Source organism: Clostridium isatidis, from assembly GCF_002285495.1.
Lineage (GTDB): Bacteria > Bacillota > Clostridia > Clostridiales > Clostridiaceae > Clostridium > Clostridium isatidis.
Genome location: NZ_CP016786.1, coordinates 1,942,391 through 1,964,217, shown reverse-complemented (window position 1 = coordinate 1,964,217; position 21,827 = coordinate 1,942,391). Strand labels below are relative to the sequence as shown.

Below are 21,827 nucleotides of genomic sequence, written 5' to 3'. Positions count from 1 at the left end.
ATGGCTGGAGGAATATTTGAAACTGGAAAGTTAATAATTGAAATAAAAGTACTAAATCCCGAAAGAGTTTTAAACATATTATGGAATGAAAATATAAACATATTGAATGTTAAAAAAGTAGATATAGTAACTTTAAGAGTCACAATAGAATATAAAGACTATGATAATTTAAAGAGAATTATAAAAAGATTAAATGGAAAAGTTAAGATAGTTGGTGAAAGAGGCATATTATTTTTATTATTTAGATTAAAAAATAAAATATTTTTATGCATAGGGGCTGGGATTTTTTTAATAATCCTCTTATATCTTTCAACCTTCGTTTGGAGTATAGAAATTAACACAAGAAATAATTTATCACCTTATGAAATAAGACAAGATTTATATAATTTAGGCATCGTCCCTGGTATAAAGAAAAAAGAAATAGATGTCAAAGAGTTAGAGAAAAAGATAGAAGATATTAATTCTGGTATACTTTGGATAAGAGTGAGAATCGAAGGCTCTACATTAAAAGTTAATATAGAAGAAAAAGTTAATCCACCAGAAATAATAGAAGAGAAAAAGGGAAATTTAGTTTCTAAAATGGAGGGAGAAGTAAGTAGGGTATATGTTTTTTCTGGAAGGTCTACTGTTCATATAGGAGATTTAGTAAAACCAGGAGATATCTTAATAGAAGGAATAAATGGCAAGGAAGAAAACCCGTATGAAGTTGTTCCGGATGGTGTAGTAATGGCAAATACCTTTTATGAAAAAAACATGGTTGTCAAAATAGATGGTACTGAGCTTAAGAGAAATGGGAATAAGGATAGTGATATCTATTTAGAAATGTTCGGAAAGAAAATTTATCTTAAAAAAGCTATAAAAGGTTTTAAAGAGTATGATAAAATAGAGGAAAGTGGAAAAATATTTAATAAAGTTAATTATTATGAAAAGGAAGAATTTCCGGTAAGGTTGACTAAAGAAGAAGCTATAGATAATGCAGTTAAGCAGTTGCAGGAATCTCTATATAACAATTTAACGCGGGAAGCAAAAATTAAAGATAAAATAGTAACGACTAAAGATGAGGCAGATGGAAATGTTATTGTAAATGTTATTTTTGTGGTTGAACAAAATATAGTTGATAATAATCCTGTTGATTACTAAAAAACTATTAAGATTAGAAGGTGATTGACATGTCCATAAATAAATTTAAGTGGATAAAAACGAAGAAAAACAAAAATTATATTCAAGAAAAATATAAAATACCAATAATTTATTGTGTTGTATTTATTATAATATATTTTCTTTTGCTTATAGTAGTATCACCAAAAAAACATAATTTAGCAGTTGGAGATATTGCGGATGCCGATATAAAGGCGCCAGTAGATGTAGTAGATGAAGCTGCTACTCTAGAAAAACAGCAAGAAGCAGCTTCAAAAGTAGATAAGCAATATACAATAAAAAGTGAAGTGAGGATAGAAGCTTTATCAAAAGTAAATATACTTTTTGAAAATATAAACAAAAGTATTTCTTCTAATAAAAGCGGTGAAGATGAAGATAAATTAAAAAATATAGAAAAGGTTAATGGGATAACATTAAGGGATGAAGATTACAATATATTATTGTCTTTAGATAAAGAGAAGCTTTCAGAGATTAATAATTTTATTTCTAGTTCTTTAGAAGAAGTGTATAAAAATAATATTGAAGAAAATAATTATGATAATATACAAAGATCTAGAAATATAATAGATAATTTATTAGCAGAAAAAAATTATGATAGAACTTTAGAGGAGATAGTAAGAGAAATATGCTATAGTCAAATAAAGCCAAATATGTTTTATGACAAAGAGAAAACTGAAGAAAAGATAGAAGAAGCTAAAAAAAATGTTGAACCAGAAATAATTAAGAAAAATCAAACCATTATTAAGGAGGGCGAACCAGTAACTCAAGAACAAATTAATTTACTAGAGCAATTGGGAATGCTTAATGATGGGATAAATAGAAGCTCGATAAAGATTTTTATTTCTTTAGCTGTAGCAGTCATTGTTATTCTATTTTTACAATACAGATATTTGTTAAAAGAAGATAGCGAAATGTTAAAGAACAAGAAAATGCTGACTTTAATTAGTTCTATTAATATTATTTTTATAATTCTATCTATATTAATAAAAGGGATTTCACCTTATTTAATACCTATTGTATGCAGCAGTATGTTAATGGCAATTTTAATAAATAGTAAAACTTCTCTAGTAATGAATTTGTTAAATATTATTTTAGTTGCTATAGTTGTAGGGTTTGATGTTGGCATAATACTAATATCAATAGTAAATGTTATTATATCAACTTTGGCTCTAAATAAAGTTCAGCAAAGGAATGACATTATTTATTCAACAATATATATAACAGTAATATCTACTTTGATTACAATGGCTTCTAGTATGTTATATTCAAATAATTTGAAAGAGATATTAATAAAAACAATGTATACTTCAATAGGTTGTTTTGTTTCAGGAATACTTGCTCTAGGATTACTTCCTTTTTATGAATCAATTTTTGATGTTGTTACAAATATAAAATTATTAGAACTGTCAAATCCTAACCAGCCGCTTATGAAGAAATTATTGATGGAGGCCCCTGGTACTTATCACCATAGTATGATGGTTGCGAATATTGCTGAATCTGCTGCAGAAGCAGTAGGAGGAAATCCTGTAATTGCAAGGGTTGGAGCTTATTATCATGATATAGGAAAAACAAAGAGACCTTTCTTTTTTGGGGAAAATCAAATTGGAAGAGATAATCCTCATGATAAAATTACACCTAATTTAAGTGCATTAATAATTTTATCACATCCAAAAGATGGAATAGAGTTAGCAAAAGAGTATAAAATTCCTCAGGTTATTCAAGACATGATAGTTGAGCATCATGGAACAACTTTAGTTAAATATTTTTACTATAAAGCAAAGGAAGCAGCAGATAATCCTGAGGATATAAAAGAGGAAGAATTTAGATATTCTGGTCCTATACCACATACAAAAGAGGCTGGGATATTAATGTTAGCAGATAGTGCAGAAGCTGCTGTAAGATCAATTAGTGAACCAACTAAAGCTAAAATTGAGGAAATGGTAAATAACATTATTAATGATAAAATAAAATCTAATCAACTAATTAATTGTGATTTAACCTTAAAAGATATAGAAATTATTAAAAGGAGTTTTCTAAAATCCTTTGATGGCATGTATCATCAAAGAATAGAATACCCAACAGAGAAAAAGAAATAAATATATTAAATTAAGAATTAAAATTAAAACTAAAATTTTAATTCTTAATTTATATTATTACTTTTACTTTTTATTTAGAGGAATTTATATATATTAAAAAAGATTGGGAGGCTCGTATGTTATATACAGAAAATAGACAAAAGAAATTAGAAATAACAGAAGAATTTATAGATAAAATAGAAAGAGTTTGTGATTTTGCTTTAAGAGAAGAAGGTGTAACAGGAGAATATCAAATTTCACTTCTTTTTGTTGATAATGAAGAAATAAGAAAGATTAATAATGAAGCTAGAAAAATAGATAAGGTAACAGATGTACTTTCTTTTCCGATGCTAGAATATGAAGAAGGAAAGGTATTTAAAGATATTTATTTAGGTTATGATTTTGATGAAATCTATAAAGATGGAGATGAATTAGTACTTGGAGATATGGTTTTGTCTTTAGAAAAAGCTTTAGAACAAAGTAAGGAGTATGGACATTCCTATGAAAGGGAAGTAAATTATTTAGTTTTACACTCAATATTACATTTATTAGGTTATGATCATATGGTAGAAGAAGATAAGATTAAGATGAGGCAAAGAGAAGAGGAAATATTGAATAAATTAGAAATAAGAAGATAAAAATAATGAGAGGAAAATATGAAAATAAGAAAGATAGTTGAAAGTTTTAATTATGCTATAGAGGGAATTATAGATACAGTGAGAACTCAAAGGAATATGAGATTTCATTTATTAGCTTCATTAATAATATTAACTATATGCTTTTTTGTTGATTTATCTAAGGTAGAATTTTTAGTATTATTACTTACTATTACTTTAGTTTTAGCAGCAGAAATTATTAATACAGCTATAGAAGCAACTATAGATATGAGCATGAATCACTATCATCCCTTAGCTAAAATAGCAAAAAATGCCGCTGCAGGGGCGGTTTTAATTACAGCTATCAATGCCATCATTGTTGGGTATATAATGTTTTGGGATAAAATAACCCAAATATCTTATAGAGTTATATTTAAAATTAAGCATTCAGAGCCTTATACTATTTTTATAGCATTAGCAATAGTAACAATAGTAACTCTTATAATAAAAGCTATATTTGGAGAAGGAACTCCTTTAAGAGGCGGAATGCCTAGTGGACATAGTGCTTTAGCATTTTCGCTAGCTACAGCTATATCCTTAATAACAGAAGAAGCTATATGCATAGTTTTAAGTTATTTAATGGCTCTTATTACAGCTCAAAGCAGGGTAGATTCAAATGTACATTCTATTTTTGAAGTTATTATAGGAGCAATTTTTGGAACTTTATTAACATTATTAATTTTTATCATATTTAAAATTTGATAAAAGGAATTTATTTATTTTGAACTAGTTTAATTTTATATAAGAAATGATATAATAAAAGGTACAATAACTGTAAGTGGAGGAAATGTTATGGATTTTAAGCGCCTTATTGAAAAAGCTTTAGAATCAAGAGAAAAAGCCTATGTACCATATTCAAAATTTAAAGTAGGTGCTGCAGTATTATTTGAAGATGATAATATTTATACAGGATGTAATATAGAAAATGCATCCTTTGGCGCAACAAATTGTGCAGAAAGAACAGCAATTTTCAAAGGAATTTCAGAAGGAAATAGAATAATAAAGGCTATTGCAATAGTAGGAGATATAAGAACTTATACAACTCCTTGTGGAATTTGCAGACAAGTAATTAGTGAATTTGTTGAAGATGAAAATACTCCAATAATTTTAATAAAAAATAAAGAAGATTATATAGTAAAAACTTTTGGTGAAGTTATGCCAGGAGCATTTACAAAAAAAGATTTAGAGAACTAAGGAGGACAAATGTTTAAATCAGGATTTGTAACGATAGTAGGAAGACCTAATGTAGGTAAATCAACATTATTAAATCAAATAATGGGAGAAAAGTTATCGATAGTTTCAAATAAACCACAAACCACAAGAAATAATATTCAAACAATATTAACAGGAGAAGATTATCAATTGGTTTTTGTAGATACACCAGGAATACATAAGCCAAAACATAAATTAGGAGAGTATATGGTAAACTCTGCTAAGGATTCTATTAAGGATGTAGATTTAATCTTATTTTTAATTAATCCGGATGAAAAAATAGGAAAAGGAGATCAATTTATTTTAGAAACATTAAAAAATTCAAAGATTCCTGTATTTTTAGTTGTAAATAAAATTGATGAATATACACAAGATAGAGTTGCGAAAACTTTACAAATGTATTCAGAAGAGATGAATTTTAAGGAAATTATTCCTATATCAGCTCTTAAAAATAAGAATGTAGATAAATTAGTCAAGCTAATGATTGAAAATATGCCTGAAGGTCCTAAGTACTATCCAGATGATATGATAACAGATGTGCAAGAAAGATTTGTAGTTTCAGAAATTATAAGAGAAAAAGCACTAAGAAATTTAAGAGATGAAATACCTCATGGGATTGCAGTTGATATTATTCAAATGAAAGAAAAAGAAAATGGTACATATCATATTGAAGCAGATATGATTTGTGAGAAAGATTCTCATAAGGGAATAATAATAGGGAAAAATGGCCAATCTCTTAAAAAGATAGGTGAAACTGCAAGATATGAAATTGAAAGATTTTTAAGAGCTAAAGTAAACTTAAAGATTTGGGTTAAGGTAAGAAAAGAGTGGCGTGATAATCAGATTCTTTTAAAGGATTTAGGCTACAAAAAACTTAAATAGATGGGGGATGTTACTTCTGTCGTTGCATAAGATAAAAGGAGTTATTATTAAGACAAAAGAGTTTAAAGAAAATGATAAATTAGTATGGTTATATACAGATAAATTGGGCAAAATAACAACGATAGCAAAAGGGGCAAAGAAAAATAAAAATAGGTTTTTTACTATTACACTCCCATTCTGTTATGGAGAATTTGTTTTGTTCAAAGGTAAGAGTTTATATAATCTACAAGAAGGAAGAATTATCAATTCATTTCAAGGGTTATTAGAGAATTTAGATAAACTTACATATTCATCTTATTTATGCGAACTGATAGATATTTGTATTGAAGAAGGAGAAATAAATTACAGTTTGTTTAGAGATTTTATAACTTGCATGTATTTATTAAATACTGATGTATTAAATTATGAAATATTATTAAGATCTTTTGAATTAAAACTTTTAAAAGCAACAGGATATGGATTAAAGTTAGATAATTGTGTTGTTTGTAATAAAAAAATTTCGGTATCAAATTATATATCTTTAGCATATTATGGTGGAGTTTGTGAGGAATGTGAAAGACATCAAGGAATTTATATTTCCAAACCTGCATATAATTCTATTAAATTTCTTTTAAAAACTTCAATGGATAAATTATATAGACTTAATATTAATGAAGATACAAAAAAAGATATTTATAAAATTACAAACTATATAATATCATCAAACTATACAAGAAAACCAAAAAGTTTAGAAATGTTAAATTATATAAAGGAGTGATATTATGTCAATAACATTAGAAAAAGTTGATCAAGTAATAGAAAGAACAGGAGTAAGCTATGCTGAAGCTAAAGAGGCATTAGAATTAAGCAATGAAGATGTTGTAGATGCAATAATCTATATAGAAAATCAAAAAAAGGCTGCAAAATTAAAAAGTAAGGAAGAAAAATATGAAACTATTGAAGATCTAAAAAATTGGTTTAAGGAACTAATTAATAAAGGAAATGTAACTAGAATTAGAGTAACTAAAGATGGCAAGGAAATTGTTGATGTCCCTGTAAATGCAGGTATAGCTGCAGGAGTAATAGGAATATTAATTCCACCAATTTTAGCCTTTGTTGTTATTGCAGCAGTAGTAACCAAAATAACTATAGAAATTACTAAGGAAGATGGAACAGTTGAAATAGTTAATAAGTATATTACTAAGACTATGGAAGATATTAAGGATACAGCAACTAGTGTAGCGTCTAAAGTAAAGGATAAGGTTGTTGATTTAAAAGATGATGTTATGAGTAATATAAAAAAAGATGAAGAAACTTTAGAAGATAATGTTTTTAGTTATAGTGTGAATTTTGATGAAGATGAAAAGGAAGAGCAATAATTAGAAAAAGAAAGATAAACAGAGCAATTATGAAAAAAAGCTTATGTAATAGAGAATATTCAGATAATTTAATAAAAAAAATATAAAAATAAATATAGTAAAGTTGTAATAAAATGCTATAATAGTAATATCAGATTAATCGAAATTATCTGAATATTCTCTTTGCATTAAAGAAAGAGGGATAAGTTTGAAATTATCACATAGACAAGAAGAAATCGTTAATATAGTAAAAATTGGACAGCCAGTTACTAGTGAAGAATTAGCTGAAAAGCTTGGAGTAACAAGGGCTGCCTTAAGAGCTGATTTAGCGATTTTGACTATGTTAGGTATTTTAGATGCTAAACCAAAGGTTGGCTACGTATATTTGGGAGAACAAAAAAATTTTGAAGTTATAGACAAGGTTTCAAAAGTTTTAGCAAAAGAGATAATGTCAAAGCCAATAACGGTTAGCGAAGAAACTATGGTATATGATGCAATAGTATTTTTATTTTTAAATGATGTAGGAACACTTTTTGTAGAAAATAATGGGGCATTAGTAGGAGCTATTTCAAGAAAGGATTTTCTTAAAATAGCAATAGGGGGGACTGATATACATAAGGTTCCAGTAGGGGTGATTATGACTAGAATGCCCAATATTATTTGTGGATTTGCAGAAGATAAAGCTTATGACTTAGCAAAAAAAATAATTGAACATGAAGTTGACAGCATTCCAATAGTTGAAAAAATTGAAAAGGAAGATGCTGGGAGAAATCAGTATAAAGTTATAGGTAAGGTTTCAAAAACTAACATAACAAAGCTTTTTGTAAAGCTAGGAGAAGAACATTAATTTGTTTATTAAATTTAAGTAGTATTAATAGGGTAGCTACAATACAATAGTATTGTTTCTATATATCATATCAATTTGATTAAACGGAGGAGTATTGAGATGAAGAAAAAGAAGTATGTTTACCTTTTTAGTGAAGGAAATGCCTCAATGAGGAATCTTCTAGGAGGTAAAGGGGCAAATTTAGCAGAAATGATTTCGTTAGGAATCCCAGTACCGCAAGGCTTTACTGTAACAACTGAAGCCTGCAACAAGTATTACGAGGATGGTCAAGTAATAGCAGAAGAAATCATTGAAGAAATTTACGAAAGAATTTCAGAACTAGAAAAAATAACAGGAAAAGAATTTGGAAGTTTAACAAATCCTCTTTTAGTTTCAGTAAGATCTGGAGCTAGAGTTTCAATGCCTGGAATGATGGATACTGTATTAAATCTAGGATTAAATGATGAATCTGTAGAAGCTATGGCTAAGCTAACAAATAATCCAAGATTTGCTTATGATTCTTATAGAAGATTTATACAAATGTTTTCAGACGTAGTTATGGGCATTGAAAAAAGATTATTTGAAAATATATTAGATGAAATAAAAGAAAGTAGAGGAGTAAAATTAGATTCTGATTTAACAGCAGAGGATTTAAAAGAAGTAACTATTAGGTATAAAGAAACATATAAGAAAGAACGTGGAGAAGATTTCCCACAAGATCCAAAACATCAATTAATTGAAGCTATAACTGCTGTATTTAGATCTTGGAATAATCCGAGAGCAATAGTATATAGAAGATTAAATGATATACCAGGAGAATGGGGTACTGCTGTAAACGTTCAAGAGATGGTATTTGGTAATAAAGGGGAAACTTCAGGAACAGGAGTTGTATTCTCAAGAAACCCTGCAACTGGAGAAAATAAAATATATGGTGAGTATCTAATGAATGCTCAAGGGGAAGATGTTGTTGCAGGTATTAGAACACCACTTCCAATTGCAAAATTAGAAGAACAAAATCCTGAAATTTATAAGCAATTTACTGAAATAGTTCATAAGTTAGAACAACATTATAAAGACATGCAAGACATGGAAATAACTATTGAAGAAGGAAAGTTATTCTTCTTACAAACAAGAAATGGTAAGAGAACAGCGCAAGCTGCTTTAAAGATTGCTGTTGACTTAGTTGAAGAAGGTATGTTAACTAAGGAAGAAGCAATATTAAAGGTTGAACCAAATCAATTAGATTCATTATTACACCCAACATTCATGACAGAAGATTTAAAGAAGGCTATTCCTATAGCAAAAGGTTTACCAGCTTCTCCAGGAGCAGCTTATGGAAAAATAGCATTTACAGCTGAAGAAGCTAAAATAAGAAAGGAAAATGGTGAAAAGGTTGTTTTAGTAAGACTTGAAACTTCTCCAGAAGATATAGAAGGAATGATTGCTGCTGAAGGTATATTAACAGTAAGAGGGGGTATGACTTCTCATGCTGCAGTTGTTGCTAGAGGAATGGGAACTTGCTGTGTAGCTGGATGTGGAGAATTAGTAATTAATGAAGAAGCTAAAACTTTAGAAGTAGCTGGAAAGGTTTATACAGCTGATGATTATATTTCAATAGATGGTTCAACTGGAAATGTTTATGGAGAAAAAATAGCTACAGTTGCTCCAGAAATATCAGGACATTTTGCTAAATTTATGGGATGGGCAGATGAAATTAGAAAATTAAAGGTTAGAACTAATGCAGATACTCCAAGAGATACAAAGCAAGCTGTAGAATTTGGAGCAGAAGGTATAGGTCTTTGCAGAACTGAGCATATGTTCTTTGCTGAAGATAGAATTATGGCAGTAAGAGAAATGATAGTAGCTAAAAATGAAGAAGATAGAAGAAAAGCTTTAGAAAAACTTCTTCCAATGCAAAGAGAAGACTTTATTGGAATTTATGAAGCATTAGAAGAAAGACCTGCTACTATAAGATTCTTAGATCCACCTCTACATGAATTCTTACCTCATACAGATGAGGAAATTCGTGAATTAGCAGAGGAATTAGGATTAACTTTTGAAGAATTAAAAGCAACAGTTAGAAATCTTCATGAATTCAATCCAATGATGGGTCATAGAGGTTGTAGACTTGCAGTTTCTTATCCTGAAATAGCAGAAATGCAAACTAGAGCTGTTATAGAAGCTGCGATAGAAGTTAAAAAGAATAAGGGATATAACATAGTTCCTGAAATAATGATCCCATTAGTAGGAGAAGTAAAGGAATTAAAATATGTTAAGGATGTAGTTGTTGAAACTGCTAAGAAGGTTATGGAAGAAAAAGGTGTTGAGTTAGAATATCATGTAGGTACAATGATAGAAATACCTAGAGCTGCATTAACTGCAGATGAAATTGCTAAAGAAGCAGAATTCTTCTCCTTTGGTACAAATGACTTAACTCAAATGACCTTTGGTTTCTCAAGAGATGATGCTGCTAAATTCTTAAAGCATTATTATGATAGAAATATATATGAACAAGATCCATTTGCTAAGGTTGACCAAACAGGTGTTGGACAATTAGTTAAGATTGCAGTAGAAAAAGGTAAAGCAACTAGACCAGACATTAAATTAGGAGTTTGTGGAGAACACGGTGGAGATCCTTCATCAGTTGAATTCTTCCATAATGTAGGTCTTAATTATGTATCTTGTTCACCATTTAGAGTTCCAATTGCAAGACTTGCTGCTGCACAAGCACAAGTTAAAAATCCAAGAAAATAAATAAAAAATAGATGTTACGCATTTTGTGTAACATCTATTTTTTTAGTGTTAAGCAAAACTTGTTTAGATTTTTAAGTTTTAGTTATGGATTTAATTATTTAGATTTTCAGTTTGTCGAAAATTGCTCTAATCTTCACAGGCCCAACTGACTATATCCTTGTAGTGTAATACTTGTTAAAAGATTTTATAAGCTTATAAATAAAATCTAACTGATTTTCTGATCTTTTTATTGCTTTTTCAAGGAGAAGTATAAAGGCATTTCTATTACACTTTTTTATATTTCTATAATAATCTCTTGAAAGTTTCCAAAATTTTTGTGGGAAGGCAATATATGCTATGATATATTTTAAGTCATCTTCTGTTAAGTTGTTTTCTTCCATGTAACTATTCAAAATGTCTAAAGTAAGATTTATTTGCCAGTTGGTGGTTTCACGTTTAAGTAATCTTCTTAAAAAATATGACAGGTCTTTTGTGCAATAATCTAGTCTACATTTATCGAAATCAATAAGTGATATTTCATTATCAGAAATTAATATATTTTTATTAACAAAATCACCATGACATAAAGATCTAGAAAGATTTGAAGAATTAATTGAAGAAGATATTTCCAAAGAAATTTTAGCTAATTCAAGATTTTCATCTAAGTTATTTAGAAATAAGTTTGAAAACCTATCTTTATAAAAATAAGCTTTATCTATACTGTTTAAAAGTTGATTGAAATGTTTAGAAATGCTTATGGAAAGATCTTCAAAAGTTTCTCGTTCAAAACTTCCTTCAATAGGATAAAAGTTTACAGAAGTTTTATGTAATTTACCAAGGGTTTTTGAAGATACTAACATATGATTTAAGTTGTCAAAATCACATTTTTCTCCATCAAGCCAAGGAGTTAAAATGAAAAGCATATCTTTATATTTTATATATCTGTTTCCATCTGCAGTTGGTAGCAGTTTGGGAACATTTATTCCATTTCTAAAGCACCATTCCAAAGCTGAATATACATACAAAAGATTTTCTTCATCATAATAGACTTTTTTTAAGCAGTAAGATTTTTCGTGAAGATCAACTCTATATACAGCCCTTTGTTTTTCTGTATCTTTGAATTTTATATTAGTTAATGAGACATTTTTAAGATTATATTTTGGTAATATTTGTTCTTTTATTTCATCTAAAGGAAGTAAACCATTTTTTGTTTCAGTTAATATATTTTTCATAATACTCTCCTAAAAAATTCTTCATTATTAAGATATTATTGTAAAAAGAAAAATATACTATTAATAATATATATTTTAAAAATATGTTTAATTAAAGGAAATTAGAGAAAAATATAGAATAAGTAATATAGAGGTGAGATATATGAACGTAAGGAATAAAATAGAAGGATTTGAAAGGTTGACATTGATAAAAGAAGCAGCGTTTAGTGCTTACAGTAAAGGAAGAAAAAAATTTGAAGAAGAAGATAGTGTTAGAACCTGCTATATGGTAGATAGAGATAGAATTATACATAGTAAATCCTTCAGAAGATTAAAGCATAAAACTCAAGTATATATTAAAGCCTTTGGAGATCATTATAGAACAAGATTAACTCATACCTTAGAAGTATCTCAAATTGCAAGGACTATTGGAGCTGGAATTGGTTTAAATGAGGTGCTAATTGAAGCTATTGCTTTGGGTCATGATTTAGGGCATGTAGCTTTTGCTCATAGTGGGGAAGAGGTCTTAAACAACTTTCTTGATGGAGGTTTTAGACACAGTGAGCAAAGTGTAAGGGTTGTAGAAAAACTAGAAAGAAATGGTGAAGGATTAAATTTAACAGAAGAAGTAATAGATGGAATATTAAATCATAGTGGGCTTAATTTAAAAGGAGAAAATAAATCAAAAACTTTAGAAGGAAGAGTAGTTAGAATAAGTGATAAGATTGCTTATTTAAATCATGATATAGACGATTCTATAAGGGCAGGATTATTAAGTGAAGATGATATTCCTAAAGAAATTGTAAAAGTTCTAGGAAAAACTAATTCTGAAAGAATAGACACTTTAGTAAATGATATTATTTATAATACTATAAAATCTATTGAGAATAATTGTGTTGATATTAAGTTTAGTAATGAAGTATTAGAAGCCATGATGGAACTTAGGAAGTTTATGTTTAAAAACATTTACTTAGGGGATATTCTAAGAGTAGAGAGAAATAAGGCGCAATTTATATTAGAAAATTTGATTGAATATTACTGTACCCATGAAAATGAGTTAAAAGGAATATATAGAAAAATAGCAGAGGAAGAAGGAGTAAATAGAGCAGTAGCAGACTATATTGCTGGAATGAGTGATGATTACTGTTTAAATACATTTAATTCTATTTTTGTGCCGAAATTAGTTATATACTAATTAAAATAAAAAAATAAGAGGAATTTCGAATTTTATAAAGAATAATAATAAAGAAGATGGAATATATAGAAATAATTTTTAAAATTTCAGAAGGAATTTTATAAAAAATGTCGAAAATAATAAAAGTTGACGAAAATTATAGTAAGGAGGTGAATCTCCTTGCAGATTTCTGAAGAGATTCTAGAGAAGATTAAAGAATACAATGACATAGTTGATGTAATATCAGAAACTGTAAAATTAAAGAGATCTGGCCGAAACTTTACAGGGTTATGTCCTTTTCATAATGAAAAGACGCCTTCATTTTCAGTATCACCAGAAAGACAAATATATAAATGCTTTGGCTGTGGAGAAGCAGGGAATGTAATAACATTTATTATGAAAAATAGAAATTTGCCCTATGTTGATGCAGTAAAGTATTTAGCTGATAGAGTAAATATACAGATAGATACTGATAGAAAAAATGAAGATCCTAAGGCTAAAAAAAGAAATCTACTTTATAAGGTCAACGTAGAAGCAGCTAGATTCTTTTATTCAAATTTAAAAAATTCAAATGTAGCTAAAAATTATTTTTTAAAGAGAGGAATAAAAGAAGAAACTATTAAAAAATTTGGGTTAGGTTTTGCTAGAGATAGTTGGGATGGTCTGCTTAATTATTTAAAAAAATTAGGTTTTAAAGAAGATTTATTATATGAAGCTGGTTTAGTGTCTGCTTCAGTAAAAACAGGAAAAAAATATGATAGATTTAGAAATAGGGTTATATTTCCTGTTTTTGATTATAGGGGTAGAGTTATAGGCTTTGGTGGAAGGGTATTAGATGATTCTAAACCTAAGTACTTAAATTCTCCAGAAACACTTGTTTTCCAAAAAGGAACTAATCTTTATGGATTAAACTTTGCCTTAAAAGGTAAAATGCATGAAAGATATTTTATTATAGTAGAAGGTTATATGGATTTAATATCATTGCATCAACAGGGAATTACCAATGTTGTTGCATCTTTAGGAACGGCTTTAACTAATGATCAAGCAAGATTGTTAAAAAGGTATGCAGATAAAGTTATTATTTCCTATGATGCAGATGTTGCAGGACAGACAGCAACATTAAGGGGACTTAATATCCTTAGGGATGTTGGTTTTGACGTTAGAGTTTTAAATATCCCTAATGGAAAAGATCCGGATGAATTTGTTAGAAATAATGGAAAAGATGCTTTTTTAGAATTAGTTAAAAATGCAGAAAGTCTAATAGATTATCGAATAAGAAAGGCTGGAGAGGGATTAAATTTAGGCGATAATACTGATTTGGTTAAGTATGGGAAAGTAGTAACTGAAATACTTGCTGATGTAAATCCATTAGAAAAAGATATATATATAAAAAATATATCAGAAAAAACAGGAATTAGAGAGCAGACATTATTTGATTTATTATCAAAAGAAATGACAAAAAATATTAGTAAGAATAATTTTATGAATAATAAGGAAGAAAATGGAACAAAATTATATGTAGAACCACCATTTTTAAAAGCAGAAAGAGCTTTATTAAAATTATCTCTAGAAGATGAATATTTTGACGAAATCAATAAGCAAATAAGCAATAAAGAGTTTATTATGCCGGAACATATAGAGATATTTTCTATCATTAAGGAAGCTAAAAAGGGAAAAATAAATAATATAATGAGTTATTTAGAAACCCAATTTACTGACGCAAAAATATTAGAAGAACTTATTAAAATCAAGGAAGAAAAAATTCTAATTGGAAATAATAATAAAAAGTTAATAAGAGATTTAATTAGACAAATTATTAATTATAAATTAAATAGGGATTTAGAAAATTTAAAAAATCAGCAAAGAGCTTTTGAAAAACAAGGAAAAATAGAGGAGACAATAAGAATAGCAATGGAAATTAATAAGATAAATGATCAACTTAAGAAAGGTGTGAATTAAGTGGTAAAAGCGGAAGGAGGTAAAAAAATGGTAGATGGAAAAACAAAAGCTAAGGACAGTAAAAAAGACAGTGAAACAAAAAATAGTAAAATGGCAATAGTTAAAAATCTACTAGATAAAGCAAAGAACAAGGGTTCTATAACATATAAGGAAATGATGGATGAAATTGATCATATAGAATTAACTCCTGAACAAATAGAAAAAATCTATGAAGTATTAGAATCTATGGGAATAGAAATTATTGGTGATGAAATTTCTGAAGAGAATATTGAGGAAGAAGATTTAGATTTAAGTATTCCAGAAGGGATTGCAATAGATGATCCAGTAAGAATGTATTTAAAAGAAATAGGAAAAGTTCCTTTACTATCCTCAGAGGAGGAAATAGAATTAGCAACAAGAATAGAACAAGGTGATGAAAAGGCTAAAAAGAAATTAGCAGAAGCAAACCTTAGACTAGTAGTTAGTATAGCTAAAAGATATGTTGGAAGGGGAATGTTATTCTTAGATTTAATTCAAGAAGGAAACTTGGGGCTTATAAAAGCAGTAGAAAAGTTTGATTATAGAAAAGGCTTTAAATTTTCTACATATGCTACATGGTGGATAAGGCAAGCAATAACAAGAGCAATTGCAGATCAAGCAAGAACTATTAGAATCCCTGTTCATATGGTTGAAACAATTAATAAATTAATTAGAATTCAACGTCAATTATTACAAGAATTAGGAAGGGATCCTCATCCAGAAGAAATTGCTGAAATTATGGAACTTCCAGTTGAAAAGGTAAGAGAAATTCAAAAAATAGCTCAAGAGCCAGTATCTCTTGAAACACCAATTGGTGAAGAAGAAGATTCGCATCTTGGAGATTTTATACCAGACGATGATGCCTTAGCACCAGCAGAAGCTGCCGCTTTTACAATGCTTAAGGAACAACTAATAAATGTATTAGATACTCTAACACCTAGAGAAGAAAAGGTGTTAAGATTAAGATTCGGTCTAGATGATGGTAGAGCAAGAACTCTTGAAGAAGTAGGAAAAGAGTTTAATGTAACAAGAGAAAGAATAAGACAAATTGAAGCAAAGGCTCTTAGAAAATTAAGACACCCTTCAAGAAGTAAAAAATTAAAGGATTATTTAGATTAGCACCAAAAGGTGCTAATTTTATTTAGCAAGGAGTAGAAAAATGGAACTAAGCAAAAGATTAAAACTTATTATAAACAATATCGACCCAACAGGAGTTTTAGCAGATATAGGAACAGATCATGGTTATATACCTATTTATGCTGTAAAAAATAATCTTTGTCAAAAGGCTATTGCTACAGATGTAAATAAGTTTCCTTTAGATAAGGCAAGGTTGAATGCAATTCTAGAGGGAGCAGATGATAAATTAGAATTTAGATTAGGAAATGGACTTAAACCATTAAATAATAATGAAGCTAATATTATAATAATTGCTGGCATGGGTGGTAATTTAATAGTAAATATTTTAGAAGATAGTATAGATAAAGTAAATGAATTAGATTACCTTATTTTGCAACCAGCTCAAAATCCAGAAGTTTTAAGGGAATATTTATATAATAATAATTATGAAATAATTAAAGAAGATCTTTGTTTAGATGAAAATATATATTATGAACTTTTTAAGGTGAAAAGAAAAAAAGGCGAAATCACCCAATTAGATCCTATATATTATGAAGTAAGTCCTAAATTATTGATGGAAAAACATCCACTATTAAAAGATTATTTAAAGCTAAAGATAGAAAATTATAATCGAATTTTAGGTTATATAAATGAAGAAACAGAGAATGCTAAAATAAGAAAAGAAACAATTAATAATAAGATAGATTTAATTTCAAAAATGATAAATTATTTATAAGGGTGATGATTTATGAAAAAAGTTAAAGATATTATTAAAATAATGGAGGACTTTGCTCCAGCTAATTTAAAAGAAGATTTTGATAATGTAGGATTAATGGTGGGAAATAAAGAAGCAGTAGTAAAAAAGATATTATTAGCCTTAGATTGTACTTTAGAAGTTATAGAAGAAGCAAAAAGAAAAAATATTGATTTGATAATAACTCACCATCCTCTTATTTTTAAAAAGCCAAGTAGCATAACAACAGATAGTTTATTAGGAAAAAAAATAATAGAATTAATAAAAAATGATATTAGTCTTTATTCCAGTCATACTAATTTAGATTCAGCAGAAAGAGGACTAAATGAAACCATTGTCAAAATTCTTGGTTTTGAAAAGGGTGAATTATTAGAGATAAATAAAAATTCTAGGAATGATAAATCAGAAGGGCTTGGAAGATTAGTAACCCTTGAGGAAGATATCAGGATAGAAGAATTAATAAGTCACATAAAAGAAAAATTGAATATAGAAGCAGTAAAAGTTGTTATTGGAAAAGAAAAAATAAGAAAAATTGCAATAATAAATGGCAGCGGCTCATCATTTTTTTACATTGCCCATAACAAAGGAGCAGATTGCATCATAACAGGGGATACAACTTATCATTATGCCTCCGATTATAAGGAAATGGGGATTTCAATTATTGATATAGGTCATTTTTCTTCAGAATGGATAGTGTTCCAAGAAGTCATGAAAGAAATACAAGAAAACTTTGGTGAAGTTGAAGTGCTAATATCAAATAAATCTATAGATCCATATATATTTTTATAATTTTCACATAATATCTTTAAATTTATAATATAAATAATAAGAGTAGTATTTGTTATGGGGATTATTGTGAGTAAATATTATTATAGAAAGAAGAAGAGTCCTTGGACAAAAGTTCTTCAAGATACATTTAAAGAATTAGTTCATGGTATAAATAAAAGAATTATTACAAGTAAGTGCACAAGCAAATCGGAAAATACAGCTGCAAAGATATGTGTAATTGTTCTTATAGTGTTAACCTTGTTGTTTTCAGGAATTAGTTTTTATTCCTGGGTTATTTTAATTATGCTAATTGTTATTTTTCAATTTTTGTAAACTAAAAATTGCATTTGCAAAATATAATTATTTATGGTAAGATACTTTTTGCAAGTAAGACATGCAATCGCTGCTAGACTTGATCTAGGAGAGGAAAGTCGGAGCTCCATAGGGCAGGGTGCTGGATAACGTCCAGTCAAGGCGACTTGAAGGATAGTGCAACAGAGATATACCGCCTTAACATTAGTTAAATATTTTCTTAGTTAATGATTAAGGTAAGGGTGGAAAGGTGAGGTAAGAGCTCACCAGCATCATGGTGACATGATGGCTATGTAAACCCCACCTGGAGCAAGGCCGAATAGGGAGACATTATGGGGTGGCCCGCTCCGTCTCCGGGTGTGCCGCTTGAGCTTATTGGTAACAATAAGCCTAGATAGATGATTGCTTAATACAGAACTCCGCTTACGGCTTGCTTGCAACAATGTGTTTATAAGGGCTATACTTAGGGGAAACTCGCCCAAGTATTTGCCTAATTATATATTAATTTAAAAGACTTAATATGCTTAATGAAAATTTAATTATAGAAATTATATAAAAGCACCTTTTATGTAAAATAAGAGGTGCTTTTTTTATTTATAAAAATAATATTAAGTTTAGCATTTAAGCAGCCTTTTCTGAATAAATTTTAATAAATTCTAAAAATAAAGGAGAGTTTAAATGCAAAATTTATTTATTATTATAATTATTTCTGTGCTTGCAGAAAGTATATGGGAAACATTAAAAATGGTTTGGCAAGATGGAAAGTTATGTGTAGATAAGGTAGGGGCTTTGGTTATTTCGATAATTATAACTATTTCTACTGATTTAGATATTTTTGAATTATTAAAAATAAATAATAAAATACCTTATCTTGGAATAATATTAACAGGAATATTGGTGAGCAGGGGTTCAAATTTTGTACACGATTTAATAGTTAAATTAACTAATAATATTACTAAGAAAAATTAGACATAAATATTTTTCTGCATTTATGCAAATAATATAATTGTTTAAAAACATTAAATTATAAAAACATAGGAGGAATATTTATGGAACATAATAAAGTAGAAAGTGGAGCAATGTCATGGATAATAAGGCTTGTAATGGTAGCAGTGATTTTAGCTATTGCATCTTTTTTTACCCCAGGATTTAGCATAAATGGTTTGTGGTCATTTTTAATTGCAGCAGTTGTAATTACTGTTCTTGATTATTTAGTGGAAAGAATGATGGGAGATGAAATTTCTCCATTAGGAAGAGGATTAAAAGGATTTGTAATATCAGCAATAATAATATATGTTGCTCAATTCATAGTTCCAAATATGAGAGTTTCAATGATAGGAGCATTATTAGCAGCTTTAGTTATTGGAATTATAGATGCTGTTATTCCAGGAAAATCTTTTTAAAATAAAATTCCTTTAGTTTAAAACTCATAAACTTTTTAATGGTTTATGAGTTTTTTATATAAAATCAATAAAAATATTCATTTGAAATAGATTAATAAATGTGATATTATATCTTATGTAAAAGTAAAATATAATTATGTGCTAGGGGTGCTTCGGCTGAGAAATGATTTTTCAATCATTAACCCTTATACCTGATATAGATAATACTATCGTAGGGAAGCCATAAATAAGTTAATAAATGTTTATTGCTTATTTTGCCGTGTTCCCGCGAACACGGCTTTTTCTATTAATAATCAAGGTATATTACTCCTTAGCACAGTAGAAGGAGGATTTTTTATGGAAATTTTAGAAAATATTAAAGGAATTATGTCCAACTGGACAAGCATAGCTACAATAATAGGTATGCTAATTATATTTTTTGTGTTTATTAAAGTGAAAAAAGTTGAATTCACTTCAAGATTAATTGCTCATATTGCCATAACTTTGGCTATGACAGTTGTTTTAGAGATGATAAAGGTATTTCAATTACCTTTTGGTGGAAGTGCATCAATCGCGGGAATGCTTCCAATAATATTAATTTCATTAATTTATGGTCCTATTATAGGTATGTTTACAGGCTTTTTATATGGTATTTTAAATTTCATTATTGGACCTGCATATATTTTACATCCTATTCAGGTGATATTTGATTATATTCTTCCTTTCATGGCAGTGGGATTATCTGGTTTCTTTAAAAATAATAAATTTATTGCCATAGCAGTAGGATTCTTTGGAATGTTTGTATTTAACTTTACTGCTGGTGTAATATTCTGGGGAAGTTATGCTGCAGATTATAATTTGACACCGATAGTCTATTCTTTTATATATAATGGTTCCTTTATATTAATTGATTGTTTAATATGCATGGCAGTTGCATCAGTTATAAATATAAAAAGCCTCATTAAAAGACTTAAAATATAAATGAAATAATTTAATAATATTTATAAGTTAAGGAGATTGCCTAAGGGAAGTTAGGGAATCTCTTTTATTTTTATTTATTTTATTGACTTTAAATAGGAAAAAAGATTATATTTAAATTATAAATGTTAATGAAAGGTAGAGTGCTATGTGTATTGAAAAGGTTTTTATAAATATGAGAGAAAATAGTGAAATAATTAGTTTTAGTTTAAGAAATTCTAAGGGATTTGGAATTGATTTTTTAAATTTGGGAGGAGTAATTACGGATATACTAGTACCTGATAAGAAAGGTAATATTGAAAATGTAGTTTTAAAATATGAGGATTTAGAGACTTATGTTACTAATCCATCTTATTATGGAGCAATAGTTGGAAGAACTGCAGGCAGGATTGCAAATGGAACTACGAAGTTAAATGATGAAGTTTTAACCTTTAATAAAAATTATGGAGTTAATCAAGGGCACGGGGGACCAAATGGATTTACTTTTAAAATATTTAATGTAGAAGTTCATGAGAATGAAAATGAAGTTAGTGCTTTATTATCTTATTTTAGTAAGGATGGAGAAGAGGGTTATCCAGGAAATTTAAAAGTTAATATAATATATACTATAAATGAAAATAATGAGTTTAAAATAACTTATAAAGCGGTAAGTGATAAAGATACTTTAGTAAATTTAACTAATCATTCTTATTTTAATTTAAGTGGAAATTGTAAAGAAGATATATTAAATCATTATCTATATGTAAATAGTGATTTTTTAATTGAATTAAATAATAATCAAGTTCCTACAGGAAGATTATTATATGTAGAAAATACTCCTTTTGATTTTAATATAGCAAAGAAAATTGGAAGAGATATAGATAGAGATGATCCGCAATTAGCAATTGGACAAGGTTATGATCATCCGTGGATGTTAAATAATGAAGGTGATTTAAAATTAAGATTAGTTCATAAAGAATCTGGTAGAGTAATGGATGTATATACAAATCAAAAGTCTGTAGTTTTATATACATTAAATTTCCCAGATGATAAGGTATTAGATTGTGGAAGAAAACCTAACAGAAGAGATGCTATTGCAATTGAAACTCAAAATCCTCCAATTGGAGAAGATAATATATTTACAAAATATTCTATATTAAGAAAAGGAGAAGAGTATTCAAAAGAAACTATTTATAAGTTCTCAATACTAAATGAAAAATAATATAAAGTAAAATACCGTATATTCAATGTTAAGTATACGGTATTTTTATATCAGAAATTTAACTTGATATAATTT

At 28.1% G+C, this 21,827-nt stretch carries 21 protein-coding genes, 1 other RNA gene and 1 riboswitch; of the genes, 21 read left to right on the top strand and 1 reads right to left on the bottom strand.

Annotation, left to right across the window (positions count from 1 at the left end):
* The 10 genes from yqfD to ppdK all read left to right on the top strand — a co-directional run bounded on the left by yqfD (position 1) and on the right by ppdK (position 10,900).
* On the top strand, positions 1–1,140 hold the full coding sequence (gene yqfD, locus BEN51_RS09340) for a sporulation protein YqfD (RefSeq protein ID WP_119865800.1): 1,140 nt from the start codon (positions 1–3) through the stop codon (positions 1,138–1,140).
* Between the two features lie 29 nt (positions 1,141–1,169).
* Positions 1,170–3,254: an HD family phosphohydrolase gene (locus BEN51_RS09335; protein WP_207652764.1), complete on the top strand. Its 2,085-nt coding sequence runs from the start codon at positions 1,170–1,172 to the stop codon at positions 3,252–3,254.
* A gap of 116 nt (positions 3,255–3,370) precedes the next feature.
* A complete protein-coding gene (gene ybeY / locus BEN51_RS09330; protein ID WP_119865799.1) occupies positions 3,371–3,871 on the top strand; it encodes an rRNA maturation RNase YbeY in 501 nt (166 codons plus the stop codon).
* A gap of 18 nt (positions 3,872–3,889) precedes the next feature.
* The gene (locus tag BEN51_RS09325; RefSeq protein WP_119865798.1) at positions 3,890–4,591 is read left to right on the top strand and encodes a diacylglycerol kinase; all 702 of its coding nucleotides are present in this window, start codon (positions 3,890–3,892) and stop codon (positions 4,589–4,591) included.
* 90 nt (positions 4,592–4,681) lie between these two features.
* Positions 4,682–5,083 (top strand): cytidine deaminase, encoded by a 402-nt coding sequence (locus tag BEN51_RS09320; protein ID WP_119865797.1) that lies wholly within the window; start codon positions 4,682–4,684, stop codon positions 5,081–5,083.
* A 9-nt stretch (positions 5,084–5,092) separates the two neighbouring features.
* Positions 5,093–5,983 (top strand): GTPase Era, encoded by an 891-nt coding sequence (gene era, locus BEN51_RS09315; protein WP_119865796.1) that lies wholly within the window; start codon positions 5,093–5,095, stop codon positions 5,981–5,983.
* Positions 5,984–5,990: 7 nt separating this feature from the next.
* Positions 5,991–6,740: a DNA repair protein RecO gene (gene recO / locus BEN51_RS09310; protein ID WP_119865795.1), complete on the top strand. Its 750-nt coding sequence runs from the start codon at positions 5,991–5,993 to the stop codon at positions 6,738–6,740.
* A gap of 4 nt (positions 6,741–6,744) precedes the next feature.
* Positions 6,745–7,341: a DUF4342 domain-containing protein gene (locus tag BEN51_RS09305; RefSeq protein ID WP_418219549.1), complete on the top strand. Its 597-nt coding sequence runs from the start codon at positions 6,745–6,747 to the stop codon at positions 7,339–7,341.
* A 187-nt stretch (positions 7,342–7,528) separates the two neighbouring features.
* The gene (locus tag BEN51_RS09300) at positions 7,529–8,167 is read left to right on the top strand and encodes a helix-turn-helix transcriptional regulator (RefSeq protein ID WP_119865793.1); all 639 of its coding nucleotides are present in this window, start codon (positions 7,529–7,531) and stop codon (positions 8,165–8,167) included.
* A gap of 99 nt (positions 8,168–8,266) precedes the next feature.
* A complete protein-coding gene (gene ppdK, locus BEN51_RS09295) occupies positions 8,267–10,900 on the top strand; it encodes a pyruvate, phosphate dikinase (protein WP_119865792.1) in 2,634 nt (877 codons plus the stop codon).
* A 149-nt stretch (positions 10,901–11,049) separates the two neighbouring features.
* Here ppdK and BEN51_RS09290 read toward each other — a convergent pair whose 3' ends face one another.
* On the bottom strand, positions 11,050–12,111 hold the full coding sequence (locus BEN51_RS09290; RefSeq protein ID WP_119865791.1) for a CotS family spore coat protein: 1,062 nt from the start codon (positions 12,109–12,111) through the stop codon (positions 11,050–11,052).
* Positions 12,112–12,253: 142 nt separating this feature from the next.
* On the opposite strand from BEN51_RS09290, the gene BEN51_RS09285 reads away from it, so the two are divergent.
* The 11 genes from BEN51_RS09285 (at position 12,254) to BEN51_RS09235 (ending at position 21,752) form a co-directional block, all read left to right on the top strand.
* Positions 12,254–13,285, top strand: a complete 1,032-nt coding sequence (locus tag BEN51_RS09285; protein WP_119865790.1) for a deoxyguanosinetriphosphate triphosphohydrolase — start codon at positions 12,254–12,256, stop codon at positions 13,283–13,285.
* A 159-nt stretch (positions 13,286–13,444) separates the two neighbouring features.
* Entirely contained in the window at positions 13,445–15,223 is a 1,779-nt protein-coding gene (gene dnaG / locus BEN51_RS09280; RefSeq protein WP_119865789.1) for a DNA primase, read from the top strand.
* A 27-nt stretch (positions 15,224–15,250) separates the two neighbouring features.
* Positions 15,251–16,360, top strand: coding sequence for an RNA polymerase sigma factor RpoD (gene rpoD / locus BEN51_RS09275; RefSeq protein WP_119865788.1), 1,110 nt, complete (start codon positions 15,251–15,253; stop codon positions 16,358–16,360).
* 40 nt (positions 16,361–16,400) lie between these two features.
* A complete protein-coding gene (locus BEN51_RS09270; RefSeq protein ID WP_119865787.1) occupies positions 16,401–17,093 on the top strand; it encodes a tRNA (adenine(22)-N(1))-methyltransferase in 693 nt (230 codons plus the stop codon).
* 12 nt (positions 17,094–17,105) lie between these two features.
* On the top strand, positions 17,106–17,900 hold the full coding sequence (locus tag BEN51_RS09265; RefSeq protein ID WP_119865786.1) for a Nif3-like dinuclear metal center hexameric protein: 795 nt from the start codon (positions 17,106–17,108) through the stop codon (positions 17,898–17,900).
* 66 nt (positions 17,901–17,966) lie between these two features.
* Entirely contained in the window at positions 17,967–18,212 is a 246-nt protein-coding gene (locus BEN51_RS09260; RefSeq protein WP_119865785.1) for a hypothetical protein, read from the top strand.
* A 51-nt stretch (positions 18,213–18,263) separates the two neighbouring features.
* Positions 18,264–18,632: RNase P RNA component class A (gene rnpB / locus BEN51_RS09255), an RNA gene on the top strand.
* A 237-nt stretch (positions 18,633–18,869) separates the two neighbouring features.
* Positions 18,870–19,160, top strand: coding sequence for a hypothetical protein (locus tag BEN51_RS09250; RefSeq protein ID WP_119865784.1), 291 nt, complete (start codon positions 18,870–18,872; stop codon positions 19,158–19,160).
* Positions 19,161–19,240: 80 nt separating this feature from the next.
* Positions 19,241–19,594 (top strand): phage holin family protein, encoded by a 354-nt coding sequence (locus BEN51_RS09245; protein WP_119865783.1) that lies wholly within the window; start codon positions 19,241–19,243, stop codon positions 19,592–19,594.
* A 133-nt stretch (positions 19,595–19,727) separates the two neighbouring features.
* Positions 19,728–19,829, top strand: a riboswitch (TPP riboswitch).
* 101 nt (positions 19,830–19,930) lie between these two features.
* A complete protein-coding gene (gene thiT, locus BEN51_RS09240) occupies positions 19,931–20,554 on the top strand; it encodes an energy-coupled thiamine transporter ThiT (protein ID WP_119865782.1) in 624 nt (207 codons plus the stop codon).
* A 145-nt stretch (positions 20,555–20,699) separates the two neighbouring features.
* Positions 20,700–21,752, top strand: a complete 1,053-nt coding sequence (locus BEN51_RS09235; protein ID WP_119865781.1) for an aldose epimerase family protein — start codon at positions 20,700–20,702, stop codon at positions 21,750–21,752.
* Positions 21,753–21,827 lie beyond the last annotated feature (75 nt).